The sequence below is a fragment of the Streptomyces sp. DI166 genome (assembly GCF_900091315.1).
Taxonomy (GTDB): domain Bacteria; phylum Actinomycetota; class Actinomycetes; order Streptomycetales; family Streptomycetaceae; genus Streptomyces; species Streptomyces fuscus.
Genome location: NZ_FLSP01000198.1, coordinates 1 through 4,352 on the forward strand (window position 1 = coordinate 1; position 4,352 = coordinate 4,352).

The window sequence follows — 4,352 nt, forward strand, 5'->3', positions numbered from 1 at the left end:
CTCTCACCGTGGACCACGACGTACTCCAGCTTCCCCTCCTGCAACGCCTTATCCATTGCACGCACAAGATCGCGTTCACCACGCTTCGCCATTGCCGCAAGGATGTCTTCAAAATATTCTTTACTCCCTTGGTAGACCTGCTTACCATTTGGAAGAGTCCGTATACCAAGTTCGGTATCGGGGCTGCTCTTGGCCTCAATAACCACTATTCGACCGTCATCATGCTTCCATACTTGGTCGAACTGATGATTACCGTTCTTCGGGCCGAGAAGCCTCTGCTCCACAAATCCCGGACCTTTTTCGGCCATGTAATGGGATCTGGCAGCGGTCTCTCCGAACTCCTCCGCCAGCTCCACCATCTGAGTATGCGACTCTTTGTATGTCCCTCCGGCCTCAGCCCAGTCAACATAGGTCTCATCAGTGCCATACTGCTGGTGAACGGCACCTGTCTCCGCCTTCCACTTTCGGACCAAGTTGTCCCACTGGATGGCGAGATGACGCCTCAACGCTGCATCATTCAGCTTCTTGAGCCTGGCCGCATCAGTGACGGTATCCGCCCCCTCGCGAATATACTTCTCGTCGAGGTAATACGGCCTAGGCGGTTCTGGCACATCCTTCGCCCGAATCCACGGGCCGTTGTCCGGTAGCTGTACGAGCTGAGGCGGCGTATATCCGCTCTCGTCGTAGAGACTCAGACTCAGACGGGTTCCGTTTTTCCGGTAGAACTGCTTGAGGTACCCGGGTTCATGATTGGCCCGGTATACCTGGATCTCCTCGATCTGCTCCCGCGTGAGATTTCCGCGAGGGCCGTAAGGATTGGGCCCGTCCCGCATGAAACTCGGGCGCGGAGGCTCCGAGGGCCAGCCGGGGCCCCCGCCATTCGTACCGTTGGCACCGCCCGACCCGCCGGAGCCAGCGCCGCCATGACCGTGGGCAACCGTTCCTGCACCGCCCGACTCAGGCGTATGAGAGCCGGATGCTTCATGCGTGCCCGCGCCGACCCCGGCCAACTCCCGTTCCTGTGCCGGTACGGTCCCCTCGGCCAGGGAGGGTTCCTGCCGTGGGGCTTCTCCGACGACCTCTCCGTGCCTGTCGTACGCGATGAACCGGCCGTCCTCGATGACGAGTTTGGAGCCGTCCGAGAGCTCCAGCACGCTTCGGGCGCCCGCCAGTTCGGGAATGACGTTCGTGTTGCGCAGGCTGGCCGTGAGGTCGGCCAGCTTCGGGGCGTAGCCCGTGGCCTTGGCCATGGCGCCGATCGGGTCGATGACCTCGCCGACCTTGCCGACCGTGTTGGCGACCTTCGCGGCGGTGCCGGCCTTGCCCGCGGAGACCGCCTTGAGGGGTCCCGCGCCCAGGGTGAGGAGGTTGAAGGTGACCAGGCCCGCGGCTCGGGCGGGGTTTTCCTTCCACTGGTCCCAGGCGACGAAGCCCTTGGCGAACTCCTTCGCGTACACCTTGCTGCCCTGGGCGAACTCGGACCCAAAAATGCCGCTCGTCGGCTTCTGGCCGCTGGCCCCTTCCATCAGGTACGTCTCGGCACCGACCACCACCCGGACCAGTCCCTCCCAGGACTGCGCGGCGGCGTCCGAGCCGTTCAGGCCGATGAGCGTCGCGATGCCGTCGAGGGTGCCCTCGATGCCGTCGACGACCACACCGTCCCAGACGTAACTCTTGGCGTAGTAGCCGAGGTCGTCCGGGTCCCACCAGTCACGGTCCTGCGTGACCGGTGTCCCCCACGGCAGTTCCTCCGCCTGGTCCAGCACCTCGGCGCTGGCGCCGTACAACTCCGCGCCCAGTGGCCGGAACTGCTTGGCGCCGGTGTTCAGGGCGTACTGCGTGCCGCCGACCAGTGCCGTGATCTTGTTGTGGCAGGCGATCTCGGCGGCGTAGAACTGCGCCCGGGCGACATTGACCTCGTGCAACAGCTCGTTGTGCTCGGTGACCCTGTCCTCGTCCTCGGCCCAGTTCTCGTCGATCTCACCGCCCTCGGTCTTCAGACCTGCCACGAAGCCGTACGCCTTCTTCTGCAGCGCCTCCAGCCGCTTGGCGATGGGCCCGACCTCGACGGCGTACGCCGACAGGGCGCTCACCACGCCCGAGACCTTGTCCGCGTACGCGTCCGCCGCGTCCCGCACCGGAGCGGTGGAGGCGAACAACTGCTCCGCCTCCGGCGCCTCGTAGAAGGCCGACAGCCCCTGGAACTGCCGGTGCGCCTCCCCGCCCGCCTTGCGAATCCCGTCCGCCTCGACGCGCAGGGCGTCGATATGCTGCTCCAACTGCCCCAGGTCACCGGTGAACAGCGGTATCGACTCCGGGTCGATCACAGACGGCCCGCCTTCCAGCCGTCCGGCATGTCCGGCCGCACCAGGCCGGCCGCCCGGTGCTGCGCCTCGGCCGCCATCTCCAGGTCACCGTCCCGGTAGGCGACCGTCGCCTCCACCGCGCCGTTGACCGACTTGCCCATCCGCACACCGAGGAACTGCAACTCCTCGGCCGACTCCCGCAAGAACTCCGCGATCCCCGCGGCCACCAGCCCGGTCTGCCCCTTGTTCGCTCCGCCCGCCCCGCCCGGAGCGACCGTCCCGGCCGCCTTGGCCGCGCCCTCCATGTCCTGCGAGTACGCCGTGATGATGTCGTCCAGGACGGTCATCACGTCCCCGACGGTCGAGACGACATGCCCGACGCCCGACGGCGATATGTCCCACTTGCTCATGCGCCGACCCCCGTTTGAGAAGAACCGCCCCGCCGTCAGCCGATGTTGTCGACGGCCGCCTTCGCCCTGGCCAGCGTCGTCTGCGCGGTCCCGTCGTTCTGCTCCATCGTCGAGCGGACCAGCCGGATGATCTCGCGCACCTCACTGGCCGCGCGGTTCCAGCGCATCTCCTTGCCGTGGTACTCGTCGGCGACGCCGTCCGCCGTGAAGTCGGCCATCGCGGCCTTCACTGCGGCATCCCGGTCGGCGAGCACGCGCTCCAGCTGACCGATGATCCCGGCCAGGCTCATCTGCACCTCGCCGGAGGCGCCGGTGTCGTACGAACGGCGGTCGAGGTTCTGCCCCATGGTCGAATTCCCCCTGTAAACGGTGACGTCGGCGACGGACGGACTACAGCTCTGCGGCGCTACGGCCTCACCGCGCGCCGAAGCGCGCCGCGTCGAAGTTGGCTACGCCGATGTTCCGGTTGGCGTTGTCCTCCAGCTCCGTGTCACCGGTGCTGAACGCGGTGTCCATGCCGACCTGACCGCCGAGGATGGCGTCGAGGGAGCTGTTCAGCGCGTTCGTGATCTCGTCGGCGTTGAGCTTGAACCTGTCGAACGCCGCCTTGCCGGCCCCGTTGAACTTCCCCTCCAACGGCTCGGCCGCCTGCACCAGCCAGCTGATCAGCGTCCCGAGATCCTGAACCGAACCCCCGGTGCTCTTCCCGAGCTCCGCCAGGGTCGTCGACCCCATGTCGAACTTCATCGCCCCTCCCCCGTAGGCCACTTGCGTCACAGCACGTTCAGCATATCGAACACACTCTCGTACATCTGCTTGCACTCGCAACGCAGTTGACGCACCGTTGGCTCAATCCGGACGGAACCTGTCCGGACAGGTCCGGTCCCCCGCGGTCCGAGAACCAATCAAGGACGCGCGCGGTCACGCGTCGGCTGTTCAGCCACTCCTACCGCCCCCGTCCGTCGCCACCAGCCAGTTCCAGCTCGGCGCGCCGACACCTACGCACACGTCCTGAGCCACGCCCAACATCTCCGCGAGCCAGCTGACGTTCCGCCGCTCACCTTCACTCCAGTCCTGGCTCGGAGTCCCGTTCCGGTCGCCGTTCGGCCTTCGGCGTCACGTGGGGAACTCGCCGAGCCAGCTGTGCTCGATCAGGTGCTTGGGGAGGTAGTCGGACTCCACACCGAGGGGCACCTGGCCGTCGTAGGCCCAACAGGCCATGGCAAGGGGGCCGAGGGCGATGCTGCCGTCGATGTCCGACGCCCGGTCCTCATTCAGGGTCCAGTACGCCTGATGCAGCTTCAATGCATCCACCATGCCGGACGCGAAACCGTCCCAATCCCTCGCAATCAAGCGGGAGAAGAGGTGGATGGGCGGGTAAAGCACACCGTCCAACAGGTCACGCGGGGCGATACGGGCCACATCCGGGTGGGACATCTGCAGCGTGTTCGTGAGCTTCTCCACCAGACCCGGGCGGCGCAACCAGTACGTCTGAAGCGTGTCCACCCAACTGTAGATGTACTCGTCGTACGCCCCCGGCGGCGACAGCAACCGGTCCAGCGGGATCTCACACAACTGCGTCATGCGCTGCGTATCGCGGCAGATCACCGCCAGCCAGAACGCAGTCAGCCAGTTA

At 65.9% G+C, this 4,352-nt stretch carries 5 protein-coding genes; all 5 read right to left on the reverse strand.

Features of this window, described 5'->3' with window-relative positions; all coding sequences use genetic code 11:
* Nucleotides 1-2,327: hypothetical protein (locus tag GA0115233_RS39530; RefSeq protein WP_093725586.1), on the reverse strand; the 2,327-nt coding region annotated here is incomplete at its 3' end.
* Nucleotides 2,324-2,716, reverse strand: coding sequence for a DUF6507 family protein (locus GA0115233_RS39535; protein WP_255310516.1), 393 nt, complete (start codon nt 2,714-2,716; stop codon nt 2,324-2,326). The genes GA0115233_RS39535 and GA0115233_RS39530, both read right to left, overlap by 4 nt.
* Before the next feature lie 35 nt (nt 2,717-2,751).
* Nucleotides 2,752-3,063, reverse strand: coding sequence for a pore-forming ESAT-6 family protein (locus GA0115233_RS39540; RefSeq protein ID WP_093725588.1), 312 nt, complete (start codon nt 3,061-3,063; stop codon nt 2,752-2,754).
* A 67-nt stretch (nt 3,064-3,130) separates the two neighbouring features.
* Nucleotides 3,131-3,463: a hypothetical protein gene (locus GA0115233_RS39545; RefSeq protein ID WP_093725590.1), complete on the reverse strand. Its 333-nt coding sequence runs from the start codon at nt 3,461-3,463 to the stop codon at nt 3,131-3,133.
* A gap of 369 nt (nt 3,464-3,832) precedes the next feature.
* On the reverse strand, nt 3,833-4,352 hold a 520-nt coding region (locus GA0115233_RS39550), incomplete at its 5' end, for an immunity 49 family protein (protein ID WP_176712114.1).